Here is a 20,985-nt window from a genome sequence, read left to right on the forward strand (position 1 = left end):
CATGAGCATCTTGCGAATAGAAGGAGTTCAGAAAACCTATGAGAGTGGGCAAACGACATTTCAAGCACTGACGGATATTGGTGTGCGAGTGGAGAAGGGGGAAATTGTCGTCATCCTCGGACCATCGGGCTCCGGGAAATCCACACTGTTGAATGCGATCGGCGGGATTGATGTCGTGGATTCGGGAAGTATCATTGTCAATGGCAATGATATCACTCAGTTGAATGACCGGAAGCTGGTGGATTATCGCCGGGAAGAGATTGGATTTGTTTTTCAAATGTATAATCTGATTCCCAATCTCACAGTCTATGAAAACATTGAATTGACGGCGAATATCAGCCCAAATGCATTATCCATTTCAGAGGTGATTGAGGCGGTGGGATTATCTGGGATGGAGGATCGCTTTCCACGAGAATTAAGCGGTGGACAGCAACAGCGCGTCTCGATTGCCCGTGCTGTCGTGAAAGCCCCGAAGCTGTTGCTATGTGATGAGCCGACTGGAGCACTGGACTCCGCCACATCGAAAGAAATTCTACAATTGATTGAAAAAGTGAACAAAGAATTTGATACGACTGTCCTCATCATTACCCATAATCAGGCGATTAGAAGCATGGCGAACCGTGTGATCACACTGAAGGATGGAAAGATTGAATCTGACGAGGTCAATGAACATCAAACCTCCGCTGAAGGGGTTGAATGGTGATGCCCCTACGAAAAAAACTCTTTCGGACCATGTTGGAAAAGAAGGCTCAGTTTTTTTCTGCCTGGTTACTCATCGTGATCAGCTCCGTCGTATTTTACTCGTTTACGGCAGCCGGAGCGAATCTCATCGACAACCTGCACCTCTTTTATCAAGAGAATAAGGTGGAGGATGCCCAGTTTATTACACAGGAGCCATTGAGTGATATAGACAAGATGGAAGAGAAAACCGGAACAGAAATCGAGGAACGGTATGTATCGGATGTTCCTTATGAGAGCGATGTGACACTACGGGTATTGGATGCCGCCGAGGATGTAAATCTCTATTCCATCGTAGAAGGTGATAGGCTGAGTTCCGATCAAGATATTTTGGTGGATAAAGGGTTTGCCGGTGCTCATGAACTTTCCATTGGAGAGAATGTTCAGCTGAATGGCAAGACGTTTCATGTATCTGGATTCATGGCCATACCGGATTATATTTATCCATTAAAAGAAGAATCGGGCTTCCTTAAGAATCCTAATGCATTTGGGGTTGCCGTTGTAAACCAGGATGTATTAGAAAACTGGGAAGGGCATCTGGTATACTATAGCGTCAGATTTTCAGGGGAATCACGGGATGAACTGAAGAGTCTGTTGAATCAATCCAATCAGATCATCAAATGGACGGATAAAAAGGATAACAATCGGATATCGTTCATCAAAGGAGATATTGCCGGCGTCAAAAAGATGGGTGAATTCCTCCCCATCGGCATATTGCTGATCAGTATGGTCATCATCCTGATTTTGCTATGGCGGTTAATGAAAAAGGAATATGTACAGATTGGTACCTTGTACGCACTTGGGTATAGAAAAGGCGAAATCATCCGTCACTACCTTTCATATGCGGGACTGTTGGCCGTTTCGGGAAGCTTAATCGGCACCCTTCTCGGATGGGCATTGCTGCATCCTTTATTATCAACATTTGCAACGTATTATAATTTACCGGTTTTAGAAGTGAACCCGCATTGGTCTTACTTACTCATAAGCCTGTTGCTGCCACTCGTTCTCTTTATCCCATTAACCTATTATTTGGTGAAGCGTATATTGAAAATTCCTCCTGTCAGTTTAATAAAAGGAGGGGAACTTAAGGTGAGGGTAGGCAGGCTGGAACGACTGTTCAAACTGAAGAAGCTGCCGTTCAAGCGCAAATTCGTGATCAGGGAAATGGTCAGAAACCTTCCGAGGATCCTGTTTTTACTCACCGGTGTGGTGTTTGCCACGGTTCTATTATTGTTTGGCTTTGTCACGAAAAACTCCATGGAGTACTTGGTGACGGATAACTTTCAACAAGTGTACAACTATGAATATAGCTATCTATTCAATGCGCCGCAAACGAGTCCACCTGAATCGGGTCAGATTGGGTCGACGGCTCCTTTTACCATCAATGTGGATAAGGATGAGGAGATTGCCACGATTACAGGATTGAAACCGAAAAATTCGGCGATTCAATTAAAGGACTCAAAGGGGAATCAGCTTGATTTCACTTCAGTGATCATGAACAAATCCTTATCCGATAAGATGGGAATTGAAGAAGGGGACAGCATTGAAGTGACCAATGAATTGTCGGGCCGCTCATTTGACATCACCGTCGATCACATCGCAGAGTCGTATCTGGGAAACATGATTTATATGCCCCTTAAGGAATTTAACCACTTAAATGGCTATCCTGATGGAAGCTATACAGAGGTGTATTCGAATAAGGAATTAACATTGCCGAAAGAAAATGTCTTGGCCACCACCAAATCATCGGATACCATATCAGGGTTCAAGGAAATGATCAAGCCATTGAACTATGGTGTCGCGGCGATTGCCTTTATAGCAGCCGTCATTGCCGTGATCATCATTTATATCTTAGTTTCATTATTGATCGAAGAAAACTCATTTAAAATCTCCCTAATGAAAGTGATCGGTTATCGGGAGAAGTCGATTATGAAGATGATGATCGGATATAATAGATGGTTCATCATTCTTGGTTTTCTCATCGGCATTCCTGTGACCCTTCTTTCGATTTCATCCTTTATGAATTCGATTACGGCTGAAATGAATGTGACGATCCCGGTACAGTTGGACTGGATGAGTGTCCTGATTTGTTTCGTCATCATGATGGCCTCCTATTATGTATCCCTTTGGCTCAATCATCGGAAATTAAAAGAGATTTCCATGACGGAAGCGATTAACCGCAGTACGGAATAATGGAAAGGTGTCTGATCCTTCAAGCGGTCAGACACCTTTTTTGTCAGGAAGTGCCTGACAAACCGGACAAAAATACAGCCTCCTTGAAGCCGCCTCGGTCTTCTCTATTTCATTACCGCAAATGAAGCATGACGACCCTTCCCGGTTAAACACCCAGTGCCGGTAACGGGAACGCTTCACCCCTTCAGATTTCAGCTTTTTTGCAAGTTCAAGATCATTCGTGATTCCACCCGTCTCGTATGATTGACTGACTAAATCGATGATGCTTCGAGCTGCTTTCTCAAGCTGGTCCTCTGTACAATCGGTCGGCCGAAGGGAAGGGTGGATACCGGCTTTGAACATGATCTCGGATCTCAAATAATTCCCGATTCCGGCTACAAAGCCTTGGTCCAATAATAGAATGGACCATTTTCGATTTCGAAATCGCTTGTCCTTCATCCGCTCGATCAATTCATCCAACGTCACCTTCTCGCTTAAAAGATCAGGACCTACCTTTGAAAGAAAAGGATGCCCGGACACTTCTTCATCACGGAGGACTTCAATATCCGATGCACTATAGAGAAGGGCTGATTTCTTCTCGTTATGCAAAGCGAGGCGGAGCTGTCGATTGGTGTTTGGGTAGTTGTACAGATTCCGGATATACCATTTTCCGTAGAGTTGATTGTGGGAGTAAATCGTGTAGCCATTATCAAAGCGGATGAGCATCGCTTTTCCCTTCGTATCGACACGGGTCACGATTGAGCCCCTTAAGAGATCTTCGTACCCTTCCAAATGAGGGAAGGCAAAATAGATCTCCTGTACGGTTTTATTTAGTAAGGCGCGCTCAACTTGATCAGCGGCTCTTCTGATTTCGGGACCTTCTGGCATGTTCTATACTCCTTTTTAGTTTAGATGTTCCCCGTTTGACCGCGAAGTAATCTTTCAAACTGTTTCTGATTTGATAAACGAAAAAGCCCAAGCGGTTTCGCTTGGACTCTCTAGAGTGAGTTTATCTCATTACTCATTTAATCGAAAAGGTTTCTTTTATCAACAGGTCCTCTGGTGATTTTCCGATAGAATCCTGATGGAAGTAATCTCTGATGACGCCATCCTTTAAGTAGTTGACGATTGAGACCATTGTCATCCCTTGATCTAACGCAAGGTAAGCATTGGTCACTTCTCCCGTTTCCACGTTAACGGAATCAAGGAATCCGTATTTACCGTACATATCGAAACGTTTCAACGCCTGGATGTTTTTAAAGGCCTCCATCGGAGCGTATTCCAGTGACAGGAATGTAGCATGTGGAGTGACCGTGCCATCAGACTTATAACCGTCCATCCCAAGTGGAGTAGCCGCGAATTCAGAGTAATTATCCGGTGTCGCAGCCGGTGACATGCCCCATGCTGCATATCCTTGATCTTTGGCATATTGAATCTGGATGTCGACATGACGCTTGTTATTCAACCCGAGTGCATTTTTTCCAAGTTCCTTTTCCTTCAGAACAAGCTGTGGCATCAAAGCTTCGAACATGCTTCCTCCCCAGCTTGGTACATATTTCGTACCCTTGTAGCTGTAATGTCCTTCGAAGACATCTACACCATCATAGGTTTCTGTATGACCTTCAGGAATTTGTGCCTGCCAATCCCAGCTTTCAGGCATGGTGCGGAACATTCTCCACCAGTGCTCCCTCGGTACATCCTCTTTCCCGATGGCGATATAGCTTGCAACCCTTGGTTCTGTATAAAAGGCACCATAGTGATGAGCGGTATAACTACCTGCCGCAACATCATAGCCGCCCCTCATTTGCCCTACTTCAGGAGTGTACAGGGTGGAATAATCCATGCCTTCAACCAGCGCATGAGTCCGATCATACAGTTCAGGGTATGCCTGTCCGACTACGATCAATCCTGCGGATAGCCATCCGTTGTCAACGGTGGAAATGAATTGTCCCCAATCCGTCATGAGGGACGCATCCTTCGTATAGTACCAGTTGTAAAACAGGCCATTCCATTTCTCCATGCCTTCTAAGGATGTCAACGTTTTATTAATATTCTTTACAGCTTTTTCTCTTGAAATGAGGCCCACTTCCTCTGCTGAAATGGTACTCATCATATACATTGAAATGTTGGTTGGCGAAGTGAATTGCTGGGAAGTGATTTCCCCATTCTCCATTCGTACTGCATCGTAGGTGAGACCGGTTTGTTTATCAGTGAAATCTTCGAAGTATCGGTAGGTATTCTTTGAAATCGCTTTCAATTGTTTGGATAAAGCGATCTCTTTTCCTTTGTTTTGATGCTCAGCTGAAGCGGCTCCAGGAAGGGCGGAACTGACAACCAGAGCGATGAGGAGAAGCAATGACATTATTTTTTTCAATATTCTTCACGTCCTTTCAATTTAGTGAAACGTTTCGATTAAAGTATACAAAAGGAAAGGGAAAACGTATATCACTCAATAGTAACAATTGTCTGAAAAATATATCGTCATACTCATTCTTAGGAACTAGTACTTCAGTTGGGTTGAAATGGATGTTGGGGGATCATCGGGAGGGTTGAATCGGCAGGGACAGTGAACCTGTCCCTGCGTCCCAACTACTTGATCATGCTTACGATCCGTTCACAAATCTCATGGGTCTTCAATGAGTCCTCTATGGAAGGGGCGGGCTCTTGTTCTGTTTCTACACAGTCAATGAAATGGTCGACAAGATCATAGAATCCGCGTTTCATCAGAGTAGGCTCCCAGTCTCCAAAGGAGGAGATGCTCTTTTCTTTGTTATGGTAATGGGTCGTTTCCACAAGGCTGTTGACGACGAACTTATGATGATCTGCGGAGTATTCAATGATTTCTTCCGTCACACCGCCGTCCCGGTTCATGATGCCGACAGCCGTACAGTCGTCACCGATGAGCTGGATGATGAGGTGGTGGAGGAGGTCTCCTTTTTTAAGATGCTGGACTTTGACATCCTTCACCTCTGAATCCATCAGGAAACGAAGGGTGTCGACGACATGGATGAAATCCTCGATGACGAATCTTCTCGGTTCGTCCGGTTGCGCAAACCGATTTTTTTGCATCAAGAGGAAACTCGGTTTCCCATGATTTTTCAGTTCCTTCACCTTAGGTATGAAGCGTCGATTGAACCCGACCATGGCGATCTTCCCAGTGTCCTTCGCTAGCTGGGCGATTCGCTCGCTTTCCCCGAAGTTTAAAGAAATGGGCTTGTCTATGTACACATGAATACCATTTTCAAGGAGTTTTTCCGCTATTTCAAAATGGGCCTCAGTAGCCGTACTTATGAAGGCTGCGTCAATATTCGCGGCAATCAGTTCCTCCACATTCTTCACCCGTTCTTGGATCCGATATTGGTCGGCAAGTGTGTGCAGTGTTTCTTCATTTCTAGTGCAGAGTACCAGCTCGATCTCTTCTTTTTTAGAAAGAACAGGGAGATAGGCTTTCTTTGCGATATCACCTAATCCGATTAGTCCGATTCTCACGTTTCTTCACCTCTTGTTTTTTCTTTTATTATAGTATTCTACAGATAGATATCAAATGAAAGTGGGCAAATCAAGTAAGGGGGATTCCTTTAAACACGAACATTAAAATATAAATTAAAAAATAAAATTCGTGTTTTTGTTGAATATCCATTCCTGCTTTGGTATAGTTACACCGTAGCACAAGTACATAGCGTTACTCGTATATCCTCGGTAATATGGTCTGAGCGTTTCTACCTGGTTCCCATTATAAGAACTAGACTACGAGTTGAAGTATTCGGTTTTTTGGCCTATTTGCCGTTCACCCATTCTTTGACTTTGAAGATCTGGAACGTAGAATTCACTCTACCATTACAGGTCTTTTTCTTTTGACCACATACGCAGGGATCCATTCACCAAGAAAAGGGAGAGATTACTATGAGAAAGAAAATCGCATCATTGGCAGCATTATCAGTATTGGCTTTATCCGTCTTCACTGGATGCAGCTCAACGACCCAAACAGAAGCAAAGGAAAAGAAAGAAGAGCATCCAATCATCATACAGGGGCCAATGCCAATTGAGGCTGAGAAGTTTGCAGGCAAGCTTGAGAATGTGAAGGAAGAGAAATCCGGATCATTTGTTTTTTATAAAGGAACGTTGAATGACTATCCTGTCATTGTTACGAAGACGGGTAAAGGAATGGAAAATACGGCAGCGGCGACGGCTGTTGCCATTGAAAAATATGATCCGGTTGCCATCATCAATCAAGGGACGTCCGGCGGTCACGACCCAGAGCTGAATGTATTTGATATCGTCATCGGGGAAAGAACCGTGAATCTCGGTTCGTTAAAAACAGGGAACATGGCCGATGAGGAAGGAATCGAACCGACTGCCTGGAAGCCGATGGACCTGATGGCTTCTGAAGGAAGCGCAGGGGAAGACCCGAATGCCGAGAAAATCAGATACTATGATGGTGATGAGACACTGCTTGCTGCCGCAAAAGCAGTAAAAGATACGTATAAAAAAGGGAAAGTCGTCGAAGGGACAATCGGTTCTGCAGACGTCTGGAATAACGAAGTGGACCGTATCCAATGGTTTCATGAGAAGTACGGCTCGTCTGTAGAGGAAATGGAAGGGGCAGCGGCAGCGCAAATTGCCGGAGCATACGATGTACCATTCCTTGGAATCCGCGTTTTATCGAATAATAAAACGAACGGTGGAGCATACAATCCAGACACAGCTGCAGCCAATCAGGAATATGTGTTTGAAGTCGTGAAAGAATATATCTCAGAGATGAAGTAATTCAATCGAGAGGGACGGACCTCCAATTCGGAGGTCCGTCCCTCTTTTGTGTGATACAATGATGAGGTGCAATTTGAACATCACACGGAGTTGATCATAATAGAAACGAAAAATTATTTATATACGTATTCTTGGGAACCGAATGAAGAGTCCCTTTGTGCACTGGAAAAGCGCATGTTATTCGGAAAGGATTCTGAATCTGGCATTCTAGTAAGTTCGTTGAAAGTAGACCCGAGCAGGAGTCCTTTCATTCGTGAAAGACTGGAAATCACCTGCGAGGGTGCTGAGTTCGAGGAATTATTAAATAAGATTCATCAATTAAATGCGGTGGACGGATTCAAGGTCGTGTTTGTACAGAATCCCGATGCCGATCGAGTCGGCTTCAAGAAGCTGAGAAGAATTGAAAAAGAAGTCGGCCTTCACCTGAAAGGCGAAGCAGAGCTTGTGGATCCCTCCATCTGGTACGGGGTCATCAAGACTGACGACAGGTGGATGTTTGGAACATATGCGAAAAATGAAGCGGTGTGGCTGCATCACGTGAAAAAGCCCCACAGCTACTCCACAGCACTCGGCACCCGTGTGGCAAGAGCCGTCGTGAACATCGCGGCACCGAAAACGGAAGGAATCAAAATGATTGACCCTTGCTGCGGAATCGGGACCGTTCTTGTAGAGGCTTTGTCCATGGGAATCGATATTGTTGGAAGTGACCGGAATCCATTGATCCTTGATGGAGTCAGGGAGAATATCGCACACTTTGGATTCAAAGGGGATGTGTCATTAAGGGACATAAATGATGTGACGGGCAGTTACGATGTCGCTGTCATTGATTTGCCCTATAATCTTTGCTCCGTCATCACGGATGAGGAACAATTGGACATGCTCCGAAGTGCTAGGCGATTCGCTGAAAGGGTCGTGATTGTTACGCTTGAGGATGTGGATTCAAACGTGGAAAAAGCAGGCTTCGATATCGTCGATCGGTGTGAAGTGAGTAAAGGAAGATTTGTCAGACAGATATTGGTCTGTGCGTGAAGAGTGTGGAAGATTGATTCCACACTCTTTTTTTTATGGATCTGCATTTGTCATAAGAAAAATCTTCATTTTTCAAAAAAATGAAAGCGTGAAGCTTTGGCTGAAAATCCTTTACTATCAAGGGTTTCAGACAGTGAAAGTGCATGTAAATTTCTCCCTTATGACATTTGTCATACCCAGCGTATGACACCTACTACTAACATGGGAATTCCCCTTCCCCTATAATGAATCCAACGCCTTAAATGAAGGGAATTATGACATGACAAATATAAAAACATTGAAAAAAGAAGTGGCACCTTATGAAAAGTCGACGACGAAGGAAAGTGTATGGCAGATGTTCAACACGCTTGGACCGTTCTTTCTATTATGGTTCCTTGCGTATCAAAGTCTGTCAGTATCGTACTGGCTGGCACTTGTTCCAATTGTGATCGCTGCAGGATTCTTAACGAGGATCTTCATCATCTTTCATGATTGCACCCATTTTTCATTCTTCAAGAGCCGTCGTGCCAACCGGGCAGTCGGAACGGCTATGGGTGTCCTGACGCTGTTCCCGTTCGATCAATGGGGACATGATCATGCTGTGCATCACGCGACAAGCGGAAACCTTGATAAGCGTGGGACAGGTGATATCTGGACCCTTACCATCGATGAATATGTAGCAGCACCAATGAAAACACGTTTAGCTTATCGTCTTTACCGCAATCCGTTTGTGATGTTTGTACTTGGACCCATTTATGTGTTCTTATTGAAAAATCGATTTAATCGCAAAAACGCTCGTAAGAAAGAGCGTAATAACACCTATTTAGTCAATGTGATCATCACGGCTCTCATTGCCCTGCTATGTGTCACACTAGGATGGCAGGAGTTCTTACTTGTTCAAGGTTCGATCTTCATGGTGTCAGGATCCATCGGAATCTGGTTGTTCTATGTTCAGCATACATTCGAAGATTCCTATTTCGAAGAGGATAAAGAGTGGCAGTATGTGCTGGCGGCGGTTGAAGGAAGCTCCTATTATAAGCTTCCGAAAATCATGCAGTTCCTGACAGGGAACATCGGGTATCACCATGTGCATCATTTAAGTCCAAGGGTGCCGAACTACAGGCTGGAGGATGCGCATAACAATACTGAGCCATTACAAAATGTACCGACGATCTCACTGTTAACAAGTTTAAAATCCCTACGCTTCAAATTATGGGACGAAGAAAATAAAACGTTTGTAGGCTTTAAAGGCATCAATTCTTCAGCAAAATCTAAAGCACGCATTCCTGCAGAAGCTAAACCTGAATTATAGAAACAGTTGACTCTCCTTATTAGGGGAGTCTTTACTTGATACGTGTAAAAAAGGAGAGAACCTGCATGATTCGCATAGTGATTGCAGAGGACCAAGATAGGGTATTGGGGACGATCGGTTCTCTGCTCAACCTTGAAGAAGACATGGAAGTAGTAAACAGGGCAAAAAACAAGGAACACGCAAAAGAACTTATCCATCAACACCGACCGGACATTCTCCTCCTTGATATTGAAACCCTTCTGAGGGACGGACCTCTCCAAGAAGAAGGGTGTAAATTACTGGTGTTCACAACATTCGCCAAAGAAGGATATCTCGAATGGGTGAAGCGATCCGGTGCCCATGGATATTTGTTGAAGGACAGTCCAAGTGAAGAGCTAACTTCTTCGATTCGCAGCATCATGGACGGAATGAGAATGTATTCCCCAAAACTTATGGAAAAGGCTGAGCCTTCTTTATTCGAGACTCCCCAAGCACCCGGACCGGTGAAGCAGAATTATCTTTCGTTGTTCTTAAATAAAATGAAACATCCTACAGGTTGAATGTAATTTAGAAGCTCGATTCTGGACAGTCTTCTGTTCAGAATCGGGCTTTTTCGCGTCATCTTTAGATTCCATCACACATATAAGTGTGTAGATGTTAAAATATAGAAAAAGATCTAAGGGGGATGTAACCATGTCGCCAGGCGGGGATTTTATGTTTCAAGCGGCACCGATCTTCATTGGGCTCATCTTTATATTTGTCATATCCTTTATTTTGTTTTCTGCGGTAAAAGGGATTTCCCAGTGGAGTCAAAATAATCAATCGCCGACATTGAATGTGAAGGCGAAGGTTCTTGGAAAACGGACAGCTGTAAGGGGAGGCGGAGAGACCCGGGCCTATAGCCATTACTTCATCACCTTCGAGGTGGAAAGCGGCGATAGGATGGAATTGAAAGTAAAGGATACGGATTATGGTATGCTCGTAGAAGGGGATGTGGGGGAATTGACCTTTCAGGGGACGCGATATCTGGGGTTTGATCGTCACCAAAATGAGGTTTCACTATAATTAATAAATAATGCCCGTTGCTCATGAGCAGCGGGCATTATTTGGGTTGACTTCAGAAGGTATTATGGATGTCTCAATAATAGGTTGAATCTTATAGTAGGATTTTCCTAACCTTAAAAGTTGATGTTCTATCACCAACAACATTTATCCAAAATTGTTAAAAGGAAAAAAATCAATCCAGGCAGAATATTTGATATATAAGTATTTACAAATTTTAACCAATAAGTCCAAATCATCATTTTATTCACACCAGTCCTGCCACCTGTTTTCTTAGAATATATTGTACAAGCTTTGAGAAATCGTAAAGAATCGTGAAACATCTAAAAAAATGATGATGGATAGGTGTGTACATCGTTTATATGATAAGAAAAAGAGATAAAAAAATATATATTTTTTTATTTATCACCATTTTATATAACGAAAGGAGGGGGAAATGGTGAGAAATAAGAAGTATTTCTGGAAGCTGTTTTCGTGTGTCTTTGGTATCATTTTTATTTATACTCTAGCCGTTACGGTTGTTTATTATGTGAAGAGCAATGAGCTAACAAATATGGAAAGGGAGCAGAGTCAGAAGGAGTTGTTGAAGCAGACGAAGGAGAAGGTTGACCATCGCCTGCAGGTAGCATTGAGTGGATTGATCCAGTTGAAATCGACGATGGCCTTTGAACAGTACAGTACCAATACGAACGAAAAACTGAAATATTATTATATGAAAGAATTGTTGGAGGAACTCCAGGACAATTCCACGGCCTTCAGCCAGTTTGAATATCAAATTGGAGTTATGAAGACTGGGGATAATATCGTCGTCACCCCGCATGTAACGATTGATAAGAACCTTTATTTGAATCAGCTTGGACTGAGTAGCAAAGAGAAAATCCAGGTGCAGGCTTATCTGGATAAGAAGAACAGCAGCTTTGGTCAATACAACATTATGACACTGAGCCAGAGCGAGGACAGTCGCTATATTACCCTCTTGAAAAAAGAAAAAATTTCAGACAGTGAGAATATCATTTTTATTTTAAGCTTCTATTCTAGAAACCTGTTCCCGAAACTTGATGACCGAGTGGAAAGTGGTTTTGTGATTTCGTCCAATGAAAAAATCACGATCGGTGAATCATCTTTTCAAGAAAAAGGACTCACTTCCATTCTGACCCAGGAAAAATTAAAAGAAATAAATCATGAACAAGGTACCTTCCCGATTTATAAAAAAAGCCAAGATGAAGAAATGACGATTCGCTCGATCGGTTCAGATGTGTTGAAGGACTGGAACTATATTTCTGTTTCTTCCATCAAGCCGGAAACTTCCCTAACGGTGATGCTTCTTCAGGCACTGTTGATTGACCTTGTCTTGTTGCTTCTCGGTTTCCTTATAGCGTTTTATTTTGTCCAAAGTGCTTATAAACCGTTACGTAAGGTGCTGAGCGACCTTCAAGACGGGACTGAATTTGAAAAGGGAGATGAGTTTGCCTTTATCCGCAGCATGACGAGTAGGATGAAAAAAGTAAACGAGTCCCTCAAGAGAACCATCGAAACCAACCAGATGCCGCTCAAACACAAGGTCCTCCGTGATCTATTATTCGGACTGCTCCCAGATGGGAAAATCAACGAAAAACTTGATCAATATGACCTTGGCAAACTGAAAGAAGAATCCACGCTCATTCTCTTTGAATTCAGTCATTATAGAGAGTGGGAAGAGTCGGTATCAAGGGAAGGAATTCTTACATTAAAGCTGCAATTGCTATCCTATTTAAAAGAAAAATTAGAGCTTCAGCATTCCTGTGAAATCATTGAAATCGAAGCTGAAAAACTAGCGGTACTTACCAATGAGACGAACATGATACAACTGAAAACGTGGCTTCACCACTTTAAAGCCGGACTGGATGAGCGACTTCAGGCTACCATGGTAATCGCAATAGGCGAACCGGTCCAATCACCTATTCAGTTAAAAGAAGCCTACAAACAGGCAAGGATGCTGCTTGAATACCGATTTGCCATTGAAGGGAAAAGCATAGTTACAAAAGAAGATATCGATCACTTAAAACACCAGAATTTCTATTTTCCGATTGCTGTAGAAAAGGATCTCATTGATTTTGTTGTCAGGGGCCAAAAGGAAAAAGCCTTGTCGATATTACACACGGTGCTAAAGGAAAATTTCTACGCGAAGCAATTGAATGAAAAGGCATTGAGGAGCTTTGTATTTACGTTGATTTCCACCGCCAACCGCATCCTGCAACAGGTCAATCAATCAGTGGAAGACATATACGGGGACGGAATCAATCTTTATTTCGAGCTGAAGAAAATTGAAGGCAAAGCAAAATTGGAAGAGACCCTGCTTTCAGTCTTTGAAACACTTGTCAATGAGATTAAGGAAGATACGAAAAAGAATGATTGTACCATTGCTGATGCCCTGATGGAATACATCTACAGCAATTATCAAAGGGATATTTCACTTACGGATCTTGCCGAGCATTTCAAGTTATCTGCAAGCTATGTGAGTACGATCTTCAAAGAACATACAGGGGAGAATTACAAAGAGTTTCTGAATCGTTACCGGGTTGAGAAGGCGAAGGAAATTCTACAAACCCAGAATGTCAAGATTCAGGAACTCTCAGGAATGGTCGGCTACAATAATGTCAATACGTTCATCCGCATCTTCAAAAAATACGTCGGGCTGTCACCTGGACAATATGAGAAGGAACGACTCTCTTCCTAGGTGCCGGTTCCGGCGTTTTCTTGTTATTAAATAAATCTACCGGTGTTATTTGAGAGGGAATCTCCACCGGTTTAAGAACGGGAGCAGTATACACATTTCAAGGTCATCACCATTTCTTTAGATGAAAAAAAGGCTCAATCCTCACAATTCCTCCATTCTCATAAAAAGAATGATACACCATAAAAAACGACGATAGTATTCTCTTCTCCTATTCAGTAGGCTGAAAATAAGCAATAGCAACCAATTAGGAAAGGGGGGATGAAGGTGGAGACGGGTGTTTCGACTTCTACAGAAGCAAACACGGACTCGCCCTCGCCAAGGGAGTCCAAGATTAAACTGGGCTGGATCGGGATCAAAAAAGCCGTAATCCGTGACAAGTATCTTTACTTGTTGCTGATTCCGTTCATCGCCTACTACATCATCTTCTTATACAGGCCGATGTACGGGCTTCAGATTGCATTCAAGGACTATAGTATTTTCCAGGGGATCTCTGAAAGTCCTTGGGTCGGATTTGAAAACTTCATCCGATTTTTTGAAAGCGATTACTTTTTCAGAACACTGAAGAACACGGTATTAATCAGTTTCTACGGACTGCTCTTTGGATTTCCAGCACCGATCATCTTAGCGCTTCTCTTTAATGAGATCAGACATAAAGCATATAAAAGCCTCACACAGACATTGACTTATCTGCCGCACTTCATTTCCATTGTCGTCGTGGCAGGGATCGTCACAAATTTTTTGGCTCCGACGAACGGATTGGTCAACATCATCATCGACAAGCTTGGAGGGGATAAGACCTACTTCCTGACCATCCCGGAATACTTCCGCAGCATCTTCGTCGGCATGGGGATCTGGAAGGATATAGGATTCAACGCCATTATTTATATCGCTGCCATTGCAGGGATCAGTCCTCATTTATATGAAGCGGCTCGAATGGATGGGGCAAACCGCTGGCAGCAGGTGTGGAATGTGACGCTGCCCGGGATCATGCCGACGATTATCATTCTCTTTATATTGAACATTGGGAATTTCCTCGAGGTAGGATATGAAGCGATCATCCTTCTTTATCAGCCGGCGACCTATGAAACAGCCGATGTCATCAATACTTATGTATACCGAGCCGGACTGCAGGGTGGAGATTATGAACTTGGGGCAGCGGCTGGATTGTTCAATGCCGTCATCGGATTGATCCTGGTCGTTTCCGCAAATCAGCTCAGCCGAAAATACAGCCAAAGCGGCGGGTTATGGTAGGTGATGTAAATGAAGAAATCATGGGGAAGTAAAATGGCCGATATGGGGATTTATCTGCTCGTGGGGGGGCTGGCACTACTCTGCATTTATCCATTCATCTATGTCCTGTCAGCATCCATCAGTTCATCCCAATCAGTCATCCGCGGTGATGTCCTCTTGTTTCCGAAGGACATCACCTTCGAGGCCTATACACGGGTTCTGACTGAGCCAGGCATCTGGATCGCGTACGGTAACACCATCTATTATACCGTGGTCGGGACGGCTTTTAGCCTGTTTGTCACGATATGCGGCGCCTATCCGCTGTCAAAACGGAGGCTGAAAGGAAGAAGCGCCATTGCCTTTTTCATCGCCTTCACGATGTGGTTCAATGCCGGCATCATCCCGACGTATTTGAACCTTAAGGACCTGGGGTTGCTTGACACCAGGACAGCGATCATCGTCGGATTTGCCGTCTCCACCTTTCTCGTCTTCATCATGAGAAGCTTTTTTCAGAACGTGCCGGATTCCCTCGAGGAATCGGCGAAGGTCGACGGGGCCAATGATTTTCAGGTGTTGTGGAAGATTTTCCTTCCATTATCCAAACCGGCCCTGATCACGGTGGGATTGTTTTACGCGGTAAACCGCTGGAACGGATACTTCTGGTCGATGATCGTCCTGAAGGATGAAAACAAGATTCCACTTCAGGTATTGCTGAAGAAACTGATCGTTGAAATGTCGGTCAGTGAACAAATGATGGGAGCTTTCGACGTCGCCTCGCAGTACTCAAAGGAAACGATCATCTATGCAACAATCGTGATTTCCATCCTTCCGATCGTACTTGTCTATCCGTTCCTGCAAAAGCACTTTGTGAAAGGAACCATGATCGGAGGAGTAAAGGAATAGATCAAACATTTATTTGAAAAGGGGAGATAGTTAGTGAAAAAGACTTATGCAGCAATATTTTCTATGATGCTTATCATGGCGTCCGGGTGCAGCAATAAAGAAACGAGTAGCGAAAGTTCGGATGTTCCGGTTAATGAGGAAGGCTCCTATCTCGTATCAAAGAAGCCGGTGGATATGACGATTTACATGCATTATAACGACGGTGCCGTGGTCTTCAGTGATGATTGGCCGACGTTTAAGGAAGCGGCAAAGATGACGAACGTGAATCTGAAGGGGGTTGCCCCGAAAACATCCACGGCGAGTAATGAAGCATTCAACCTGATGCTTGCATCCGGAGAAGTGCCGGATATCGTCATGGGGAAAAAGCAGGACATGAACAAATATGGAAAGGAAGGCGCATTCTTACCCCTGGATGACCTGATCAAAGAGCATGCTCCTCATATTCAGAAATACCTTGAAGAAATGGAGGGTATGAAAGCCTCTGCCCTTGCTTCGGACGGAAAGATGTACTATATCCCGTTCATTGCAGACGGTGAAGCGCAGCAGGGTTGGTTCATCCGTAAAGACTGGCTCGATAAGTTCAATCTGGAAATCCCGAAAACGACTGATGATTTATATAGAGCCATGAAAACCTTCTTAGAAAAAGACGCCAACGGTAATGGACAGAAAGACGAGATTCCTTATTTCTCTCGAATTCCGACCACCCTTGGGGAAATTGCGATTCTTTGGGGAGCACATAATGACCTGTACGTCGATGGTGATCAAATTAAATACGGCCCTGCCGAAGATAACTACGGTACGGCCATGGAAAATCTGGCGAAATGGTATGACGAAGGACTGATTGATCCCGAGATTTTCACCCGTGGAGCGAAAGCAAGAGACATCCTGCTTGGCAACAATCAGGGTGGGGTGAGCCACGATTGGTTCGGAAGCACGGCAAGCTACAATGATTTATTAAAGAATGAAATTGATGGCTTTGAATGGATTCCATTTGCCCCTCCAGCCAACACAGAAGGAGAGCAGGTAGAGGTAACCGTCCGTGATCCATATGGTGAATATTCCGGAGTTGGCATCGGCTACAACACGAAGGATCCTGTCAAAGCGATCAAGTACCTTGACTTCTTTTTCACGGAGGAAGGACGCCGTCTCATGAACTTCGGTGTGGAGGGTGAGACGTATGAAATGGTGAACGGGAAGCCACAATTTACGGATGAAGTATTGAATAGCGGGGACGTAGCAGGTGCGATGCGTGAAATTGGTTCACAGGTCATATTCAGTTACCAACAGGACTTCGAATATGAGAAACAGTGGCTGAACCCGCTTGCACTTCAAGGAATCGAGGAATATTCGAAAAATCAATACTTCATGGATCCAATGCCTCCACTGAATTTTACAGAGGAAGAGGAGAAAAAAGTATTTGATATTGGGGCCCAGTTGAATACGTATCGCGATGAGACAATGCAGAAATGGATTATGGGTTCCGAGCCGGTTGATTACGATAAGTTTCAGAAACAGTTGAAAAAGCTGGGCGCTGATGAATTCGTCGAGCTTCACCAGAAGGCATATGAACGCTATTTAGAAAACAAGTAAAGCAAACAGAGGTGTTTTTCACAATGAAGAACACCTCTGTTCCATCAAAAGGAGGAATGATATGAAGGTGAAAAAAGAAAGCATTGTCGATGAAGGAATCCGTAATCGGGAACGATTTTACAAAAACGACCACGTGAATCAGGCGTATATTAAACGGGCAATTCATCACGTCTTAATGAAAATCGACCAGAGCCTTGATGTCTTTACTCACCAATTCCCCGACTGTGCAAGCACAAACGGTGTGTATCAGCCGATTGACAATATAGAATGGACGACAAGCTTCTGGACAGGGATGCTGTGGCTCTCGTATGAGGTAACGGGTGATGAGAAATATAGACGGGTCGCCGAGATACAAGTGGACTCATTCATTGAGCGTATCGAAAAAGAGATCGAGGTTAATCATCACGACGTAGGGTTCCTGTATTCCCTATCGTGCGTCAGTGCCTATAAGCTGACCGGTAACGAAAGGGCGAGGGATGCTGCGCTGAAGGCCGCCGATTTATTGATAAAACGCTTCTATGATAAGGCAGGTATCCTGCAGGCCTGGGGAGACTTGAATAATCCAAAGCAACAAGGGCGTATGATCATCGACTGCAATATGAACATCCCCTTATTATATTGGGCAACGGAGGTAACGGGTGATCGCAAATATCGTGACATTGCCATAAGTCACGTGCGGCAGGCCGCCTCCTATATCGTACGGGAGGATGCCTCAACCTTTCATACATTCTATATGGATCCTGAAAGCGGTAAGCCCCTTTACGGTAATACTCATCAGGGCTATGCAGACGACTCGTGTTGGGCAAGGGGGCAGGCATGGGGAATCTACGGATTTCCCCTCAGCTATCACTATACAAAGGACACTTCCCTTATCGGGTTGACGAAGAAACTATCCCACTATTTCTTGAACCGGCTACCAGAAGACCACGTTTGTTATTGGGATTTGACGTTCACCTCAGGGCAGGAGGAACGGGATAGCTCGGCTGCTGCCATCGCTGTGTGCGGTCTCCTTGAAATGAGCAGGCACCTGCCATTGACAGACCCGAAGAAAAGAGACTATGAAGAAGCATCGCTTTCCATCATCTCCTCCCTTTTTGAGCACTACACAACGGCGATTGAAGGTGAAGAGAATGGAATCCTGAAGCATGCCGTGTATTATAAAGGCGGTAATATGGGAGTCGATGAAAGCTGTATCTGGGGAGATTATTTTTATTTTGAAGCCCTTGTCCGATTGGTGAAAGACTGGGAGATGTACTGGTAGTGAAAGGAGGGGATGGGAATGGAAAACAGGCTTTCTGGCGGACTTTATACTGTGATGGAGTGGATTGCCCGATTCGTGACGTTGCAATTTCTTTGGTTTGTTTTTACCCTTGCCGGCATCGGCCTTCTGGGTCTGTTTCCTGCGACAACGGCGATGTTTGCTGTTACAAGAAAATGGATCCGGGAGCACGGGGACATTCCCCTTTTTCAAACGTTCTGGAGCAGCTATAAGGATGAGTTTTGGAAGGCGAATAGAATTGGCTGGATTACGGCAGTCATCGGGTTCATCCTCTACTTCTACAGCCGGATATTCCAGGGGCTGGAGGGGATCATAGGATTTCTCCTTTTCCTGATGGCTATGCTCGCCATGTTTACCTATGGCATGAGTGTTCTGTTCCTGTTTCCCGTTCTCGTCCATTATCGATTGAAAACGGTGGACATCCTGAAGGTATCCGTGATGATGGCGTTGGCCCATCCAATGCATGTCATCATGATGGGTGTCACCCTGTTTTCGTTCGTCCTGCTCATGCAGGCTGTGCCGGGACTGCTCCCTTTCTGCTCGATTGGGTATTTGACGCTGACCCTGATGTGGATAGCGAACCTCGCCTTTCAGTCTAAGGAAAAAAATCAACAATTTTAAGGAGGATTAAAAGTGGAGAATCGATATGCAACAAATCCGGAAGAAGCGAAGTTTTATACGACCGAAGAATTGAGAGAGCGTTACTTGATGGAGAATCTTTTTAAGGAGGGGCAAGTGAACTTTACGTATACCCATGAAGATCGGATGCTGATCGGCGGTGCGATACCGACTCATGAACCACTTACAGCTGACATTGCCGATAGCATCAAGACAGGTCATTTCCTGGAGCGGCGCGAGCTTGGCGTCATTAATATCGGGAGTCCCGGGATCGTCGAAGTGGACGGAGATCGCTTCGAAATGCAGAAGAGGGACTGTCTTTATGTAGGACTAGGGAAAAAACACATTCAGTTCCTCAGCGACGATCCCGATACACCGTCAAGATTCTATCTGGTCTCAACCCTTGCCCATAAAGAATATCCGACGAAAAAGGTTGCCATCGAAGACGCCGAACCGGCTCATATGGGCTCGATCAAGGAATCGAATGAGCGCACGATCTACAAATATGTGCATGGAAACGGTATTCAAAGCTGCCAGCTTATGCTTGGGATGACGCTGCTTGAGCAGAACAATATGTGGAATACGATGCCGGCCCACGTCCATGATCGTCGTAGTGAAGTGTATTTGTATTTTGACATGTCTGAGAACGGGCGGGTGTTTCACTTTATGGGTGAACCAGGAGAAACGAGACATCTTGTCGTGAAAAATGAACAGGGTATCATATCGCCTGCATGGTCGATTCATTCCGGTGTCGGAACAAGCAATTACACCTTCATCTGGGCCATGGCAGGAGAAAACTATACGTTCACAGATATGGAATTCGTAGATATGGAGGACCTCCGATGAGCTATGTAGAGTCGCTCTTTTCATTAAAAGGGAAGACAGCACTCGTTACCGGCACCTCTGGTGGTATCGGTCAGGAGATTGCTGTCGCCTATGCGAAAGCGGGGGCAGATGTTCTTCTCCTAAACAGAGGGAATATGGAGGAAACCGCCTCCCTAATCGAAAGAGAAGGAGGCACTGCCGAGAAAATCACATTTGATTTGAAGGAGACAGGGGATATCCAAAATCTGACGTCGCGTCTTTTGGAAGATCACGAGATTGATATTCTCGTCAACAATGCCGGCATCATTCGTCGTCAACCCGCAAAGGAGTATACGGAGGAAAATTGGCAGGACGTCCTTGACGTCAACCTTAGCGCCGTTTTCTTCCTCACCCGCCATCTCGCTGGACCGATGCTGGAGCGGAAGCAGGGCAAGATTATTAACATCGCTTCTCTTCTTTCGTTCCAGGGGGGGATTTTTGTTCCTTCATATACCGCCAGTAAGCACGCCGTCTCGGGTCTCACGAAGGCCCTCGCGAATGAATGGGCCTGCGATAATGTCCAGGTGAATGCCATTGCGCCAGGCTATATTGCCACGAAAAATACAAAACCGCTGAGGGAGAACCCGGAGCGGAGTGAAGCCATTCTGTCACGCATACCTGCAGGCCGGTGGGGTGAAACGAGTGATCTTGTCGGAGCGGCTTTGTTTTTAGCTTCGCCGGCTTCTGACTATGTAAGCGGTCATACGCTCGTCGTAGATGGAGGCTGGATGTCACGGTAAATGACTA

The 20,985-nt window shown here is 44.7% G+C and carries 18 protein-coding genes and 1 riboswitch; of the genes, 15 read left to right on the forward strand and 3 right to left on the reverse strand.

What is annotated here, in order from left to right; translation table 11 throughout:
- Position 1 precedes the first annotated feature (1 nt).
- Both ACIGG7_RS04150 and ACIGG7_RS04155 read left to right on the forward strand, forming a co-directional pair.
- Positions 2 to 703 (forward strand): ABC transporter ATP-binding protein, encoded by a 702-nt coding sequence (locus ACIGG7_RS04150; protein ID WP_397548928.1) that lies wholly within the window; start codon positions 2 to 4, stop codon positions 701 to 703.
- A complete protein-coding gene (locus ACIGG7_RS04155) occupies positions 703 to 2,931 on the forward strand; it encodes an ABC transporter permease (protein WP_397548929.1) in 2,229 nt (742 codons plus the stop codon). The genes ACIGG7_RS04150 and ACIGG7_RS04155 overlap by 1 nt, the downstream gene beginning before the upstream one ends.
- Before the next feature lie 27 nt (positions 2,932 to 2,958).
- Here ACIGG7_RS04155 and nei read toward each other — a convergent pair whose 3' ends face one another.
- From nei to ACIGG7_RS04170, 3 genes are all read right to left on the reverse strand, one after another.
- Positions 2,959 to 3,798 carry an endonuclease VIII gene (gene nei, locus ACIGG7_RS04160; protein WP_397548930.1) on the reverse strand — a complete coding sequence of 280 codons (840 nt, stop codon included), beginning with the start codon at positions 3,796 to 3,798 and terminating at the stop codon, positions 2,959 to 2,961.
- A gap of 133 nt (positions 3,799 to 3,931) precedes the next feature.
- Positions 3,932 to 5,284 (reverse strand): glucoamylase family protein, encoded by a 1,353-nt coding sequence (locus ACIGG7_RS04165; RefSeq protein ID WP_397548931.1) that lies wholly within the window; start codon positions 5,282 to 5,284, stop codon positions 3,932 to 3,934.
- A 215-nt stretch (positions 5,285 to 5,499) separates the two neighbouring features.
- Entirely contained in the window at positions 5,500 to 6,399 is a 900-nt protein-coding gene (locus ACIGG7_RS04170) for a Gfo/Idh/MocA family protein (protein ID WP_397548932.1), read from the reverse strand.
- A 177-nt stretch (positions 6,400 to 6,576) separates the two neighbouring features.
- Positions 6,577 to 6,680, forward strand: a riboswitch (purine riboswitch).
- 133 nt (positions 6,681 to 6,813) lie between these two features.
- Here ACIGG7_RS04170 and ACIGG7_RS04175 point away from each other — a divergent pair.
- From ACIGG7_RS04175 to kduD, 13 genes are all read left to right on the forward strand, one after another.
- Positions 6,814 to 7,677 (forward strand): 5'-methylthioadenosine/S-adenosylhomocysteine nucleosidase, encoded by an 864-nt coding sequence (locus ACIGG7_RS04175; RefSeq protein WP_224942937.1) that lies wholly within the window; start codon positions 6,814 to 6,816, stop codon positions 7,675 to 7,677.
- A gap of 66 nt (positions 7,678 to 7,743) precedes the next feature.
- Positions 7,744 to 8,706 carry a TRM11 family SAM-dependent methyltransferase gene (locus ACIGG7_RS04180; RefSeq protein ID WP_397548933.1) on the forward strand — a complete coding sequence of 321 codons (963 nt, stop codon included), beginning with the start codon at positions 7,744 to 7,746 and terminating at the stop codon, positions 8,704 to 8,706.
- Between the two features lie 259 nt (positions 8,707 to 8,965).
- On the forward strand, positions 8,966 to 9,997 hold the full coding sequence (desA, locus tag ACIGG7_RS04185) for a Delta(5) desaturase DesA (RefSeq protein ID WP_397548934.1): 1,032 nt from the start codon (positions 8,966 to 8,968) through the stop codon (positions 9,995 to 9,997).
- 65 nt (positions 9,998 to 10,062) lie between these two features.
- On the forward strand, positions 10,063 to 10,536 hold the full coding sequence (locus ACIGG7_RS04190; protein WP_397548935.1) for a response regulator: 474 nt from the start codon (positions 10,063 to 10,065) through the stop codon (positions 10,534 to 10,536).
- A 133-nt stretch (positions 10,537 to 10,669) separates the two neighbouring features.
- Positions 10,670 to 11,041, forward strand: a complete 372-nt coding sequence (locus tag ACIGG7_RS04195; RefSeq protein WP_397548936.1) for a DUF2500 domain-containing protein — start codon at positions 10,670 to 10,672, stop codon at positions 11,039 to 11,041.
- Positions 11,042 to 11,474: 433 nt separating this feature from the next.
- Complete coding sequence (locus ACIGG7_RS04200) at positions 11,475 to 13,754, forward strand: helix-turn-helix domain-containing protein (RefSeq protein WP_397548937.1); 2,280 nt, start codon at positions 11,475 to 11,477, stop codon at positions 13,752 to 13,754.
- A gap of 264 nt (positions 13,755 to 14,018) precedes the next feature.
- Entirely contained in the window at positions 14,019 to 15,005 is a 987-nt protein-coding gene (locus tag ACIGG7_RS04205) for an ABC transporter permease (protein WP_397548938.1), read from the forward strand.
- Positions 15,006 to 15,014: 9 nt separating this feature from the next.
- A complete protein-coding gene (locus ACIGG7_RS04210; RefSeq protein WP_397548939.1) occupies positions 15,015 to 15,887 on the forward strand; it encodes a carbohydrate ABC transporter permease in 873 nt (290 codons plus the stop codon).
- A 33-nt stretch (positions 15,888 to 15,920) separates the two neighbouring features.
- Positions 15,921 to 17,477 carry an extracellular solute-binding protein gene (locus ACIGG7_RS04215; RefSeq protein WP_397548940.1) on the forward strand — a complete coding sequence of 519 codons (1,557 nt, stop codon included), beginning with the start codon at positions 15,921 to 15,923 and terminating at the stop codon, positions 17,475 to 17,477.
- Between the two features lie 61 nt (positions 17,478 to 17,538).
- Complete coding sequence (locus ACIGG7_RS04220) at positions 17,539 to 18,738, forward strand: glycoside hydrolase family 88 protein (RefSeq protein WP_397548941.1); 1,200 nt, start codon at positions 17,539 to 17,541, stop codon at positions 18,736 to 18,738.
- An 18-nt stretch (positions 18,739 to 18,756) separates the two neighbouring features.
- Positions 18,757 to 19,377 (forward strand): YesL family protein, encoded by a 621-nt coding sequence (locus ACIGG7_RS04225; protein WP_397548942.1) that lies wholly within the window; start codon positions 18,757 to 18,759, stop codon positions 19,375 to 19,377.
- Between the two features lie 12 nt (positions 19,378 to 19,389).
- On the forward strand, positions 19,390 to 20,220 hold the full coding sequence (kduI, locus tag ACIGG7_RS04230) for a 5-dehydro-4-deoxy-D-glucuronate isomerase (protein ID WP_397548943.1): 831 nt from the start codon (positions 19,390 to 19,392) through the stop codon (positions 20,218 to 20,220).
- Positions 20,217 to 20,978: a 2-dehydro-3-deoxy-D-gluconate 5-dehydrogenase KduD gene (kduD, locus tag ACIGG7_RS04235; protein ID WP_397548944.1), complete on the forward strand. Its 762-nt coding sequence runs from the start codon at positions 20,217 to 20,219 to the stop codon at positions 20,976 to 20,978. The genes kduI and kduD overlap by 4 nt, the downstream gene beginning before the upstream one ends.
- Positions 20,979 to 20,985 lie beyond the last annotated feature (7 nt).

This window comes from Rossellomorea sp. NPDC077527, assembly GCF_044542955.1.
Lineage (GTDB): Bacteria > Bacillota > Bacilli > Bacillales > Bacillaceae_B > Rossellomorea > Rossellomorea aquimaris_E.